The sequence below is a fragment of the Pseudopedobacter sp. genome, from assembly GCF_040392825.1.
Classification (GTDB): domain Bacteria; phylum Bacteroidota; class Bacteroidia; order Sphingobacteriales; family Sphingobacteriaceae; genus Pseudopedobacter.
Map to the genome: position 1 here is coordinate 1 of NZ_JBEBVH010000336.1, position 3,721 is coordinate 3,721.

The following is a 3,721-nucleotide window of genomic DNA, read 5'->3' on the forward strand; positions in this document are numbered from 1 at the left end:
CATTTTCGCCATTTTCAGAATTAAAAAAGGCTCTTAGCTGATTGGATGATATTTTGGAAATGCTAAACACTTCAGCAGATACCATGTATTTAACAGGTACAATTTTATTTATCACAGTTTTTGTCCCGTCTTTATCTATCTGCTCCAATTGGTAATAATTAGTACCTGCAAATGGGGTTTTATCAATATAGCTGTAATGGTTTATGTTATTGCTTGTGCCATTTCCTTCTACCCGGGTTAAATAAGAAAAGTCTTTCCCGTTTATAGAGCGGTTAAGTATAAAATGAGAATTGTTTTGCTCGCTTGCGGTCTGCCAGTTTAAAGCAATGCCGGTGTTTGTTGCACTTCCGCTAAAATCTGTTAGTGTTACTGGTGTCGTTGTTGGGGTAGCAAGGTGGACAATTTGAAAGTTGGTTACCATTAGAGATGCAGAATTGTCATACGCTGCAGGGCCTGTAGTTCCTGTGTCTTCAGTAGTAAATGACATTGCCCCTTCCCGGCTCATAATAGAAAAACCCGATAAGTCTCCCGTATACTTTATATTTCCATTTGTCGGATATGTATTTCTGACTAAATTAGTCAATGTTGCTCCTTTTTGCACATCATCTATATAAATATGATAAGATGCAGCCGCTAAAGTTTTAGTAACCCCATTAAAGATATATTGCTGTTGGTTCTCGGTATTATTGAAAAACAAAGCTATTTTAGCTACGTTGCCACTGGTTAATGTTGCTCCCGTTATAGTTTGCCAACCCCAATTAGTTGTTGAGTTTGTCTGTTTGCCATCATTATGCCTTGCCTGAACAGCATACGAATTACCGAAAGCTACTTTCCTTATTCTTAATACGGTGTACAATTTATCAGCGGTAGAGGTAGAGCCTGTAATTGAGGGAGCACTGTCCTTGTTTTTAATAGGCGATGCGGTTGAATCTCCTACGGCAATGTACCATATAGCCTGTTTGTTTTGGGCTGTATTACTTAATGTTACATTAAAATGAGCGCTCATTACCTTAGATGATGCCTCAAAACTTCTTACAGAAAATTTAGCAGGAGATACAGCTGTTCCGTTTCCGGCTGTATGAACCATAGTTAAAGAACCGTTGCCATTGAGCGTAAAAGAGGAGGAGTTGACAGTCGTGTTGGTATGTGTCATGATAGAGGCTTCGCCGGAAGTAGTTTTTGGCAGAAAATCCATAATCGAAGGCGTAGAGGTTCTTATTATTCCCTCAGTTCCCGATACAGTACTGATTCCTCCGGTAAAATAATAATTCCATTCAATGTTTTTTAAATCCCCTGATTCTACCCATTTAGAGAAAGCATACTGGTCTCCTTCCCAAGGCAATGGTTCATCACTATTGTTAAACAAGCCCGAGATATTTGCCTCCCCTGTCCACCCCTTAGATACAGAACCGTAACCAATATTGCTCACTAAAATTACCTGTTTGGATATATTATTATAAGTATTATTATTTATCCTTACCAAGTCGGTATTAATTTTATAATTATTTAGCAATACATCTTTTTTCTGCTGGTCTGTTCCGCTTGTTAGCATAGCACCTTCCTGTGCCGTAAGTAAATGATTTCGATCTACAGGATCATAGCCCTGGCTGAAAAATTGTATGGCTGCTGTAGCATTAGTAAATGTGTTGTCGGTAAATGAATAATTGGTAGCAAAAATTTCATCACCCGGATTGACATCATTAAAAAGAGGCATGGAGATAAAAGGATAACTATCAAAACCAGGGTTTCTTATAAAGGTTGTGCCCTTAACTATGGCATAATCTAAATTGTCTCTGAACCTTACATAATCTCCTGTACAATCTTCAAAATGAGAATCTATGACGCTGATATGATGCGCATCATAAGCATTATATATCATGTGCGAACCGGCATTTAATCCGATTCTCTTAAATGTACAGTTTTTAAATGTAACATAAGATGTACCGGATGCAGTGCCGGATGCCCCATAGACAATACCCCGCATATCTTCCCAGCGACAATTTTCTATTAAAATATTTTTACTTGTTTTTCCTGAGGTAGAAGTAACCCTAAATACATAATCGACACTGCCGTTCCCTGTAAAATGAAAGTTTTTTACGCTTATATTCTGACAGTTCACTAAAGAGAATATAATTGTTTTGGTGGCGTACCCGGTTGGAGCGGTAAAAATAGTATTTCCAGCGTCACCTTCGAGTAGCAAGTTATTTCTATAATGCCCCATCTCGTTTAGGATTAAAGACTGTTCGGTATAAGCTCTTATATAGTCGCCGGCAACAAACTTTACTACTACAGGTTGTGTTTGTAGGGAACTCTGGATAGCTGTCCAAAAAGAGGGATCTAAAAAATCCGAAGCATTTGCAGCTGTTAACCCGTCTGCTGTTCCCATACTGTTTGGGGCTACATACCTGATAATCTGAGCCTCTGTAGTGATACTAATCCCTATAACTAAACTTAATAATGATAATATTCTTTTCATAATTTCAAAATATAAGTGTTAATAGATAACCTCTAATTTTCAAAAGCGAAACTTGTGATTAAGATCACCTTGAAAATATTAATAGGTATTACAATATCAGTTTAGCACTTTTAGATTCCGTTGCTGTTTGCACATAAACGACAGAAACCATCTGTTTGGAACCAGATAAAGGCACTTCAATTTCATTCTTACCTTCTGACAATAGATGTTTCCCTTTGTAAATTACCTTACCTGCAATATCAGTAATTATAATTTCTGACCACTCGATTCTGCTGGCATTTAAGGTTATTTTTAAATTGTTGTTAGAAGATCTGGAAACCACAAAATCAGCATCTGTACTTTTATAATTCACATACAATGATTTATTTACAGTTTTTGTCCCGTCTTTATCTACCTGTTCTAACTGGTAATAATTGGTTCCTGCAGATGGGTTTTTATCAGTATAGCTGTAATTGTTTATATTATTGCTTGTGCCATTTCCTTCTACGCGGGTTAAATAAAAAAAATCTTTTCCGTTGGAAGAGCGGCTAAGTATAAAGTGTGAATTATTTTGCTCGCTTGCGGTCTGCCAGTTTAAAGCAATGCCGGTGTTTGTTGCATTTCCTTTAAAATCTGTTAGTGTTACAGGAGTTGTTGAAACATCTCCTAAGTGTACTACTTTAAAATTACTTATAGTAAGCGATGCCGAGTTATCGTAATTTCCAGATCCGCTTTGTGCAGCATCTCTAGACATAATTGCAAAGCTACCGAGTTCGCTTCCATTCGAGATTTTGGTTTTAGCGAATGTACCTTTTAAATCACCGTTGACATAAAGTGCGTATGTATAAGAGGCCAACTCGACTGCTGTTGTACCACGCATATAATATTGTTTATCAGTTGAGTTATTGCAATATATGTCTATCGCATAGGTATTATTAGCCGCTAAATTGGCAGTACTTGCATTCGCCCAATCCCTAGAATTGACAGTAGATGTTTGTGTCATCCTTGTACATGAAAATACACCGCTTTCAGTACTTTTAATTAATCTATAAACTCCGAAAATTCTATTATCATGTGCATAATCAGTAGCATTTATTGGGAGATTGTATTCAGTAGCAGCTCTGTCTATTGTACGATGAAGAACCGTACCTCCTATGAAAAAATACCAATTAGCATTGGTATTACTGGGGTCGACATTTAGGCCTAAATTAAAATGTATGCTCATGATATTTGTTGGGTTGGCAAAGCCATAAGCTGCAAAAGTAG

Annotated in this window: 2 protein-coding genes; both read right to left on the reverse strand. The window is 37.1% G+C overall.

Annotation, left to right across the window (positions count from 1 at the left end):
• Nucleotides 1-2,476: hypothetical protein (locus ABWO41_RS16530; RefSeq protein ID WP_353140381.1), on the reverse strand; the 2,476-nt coding region annotated here is incomplete at its 3' end.
• A gap of 88 nt (nt 2,477-2,564) precedes the next feature.
• A partial coding sequence (locus tag ABWO41_RS16535) for a hypothetical protein (protein WP_353140383.1) occupies nt 2,565-3,721 on the reverse strand: 1,157 nt, incomplete at its 5' end.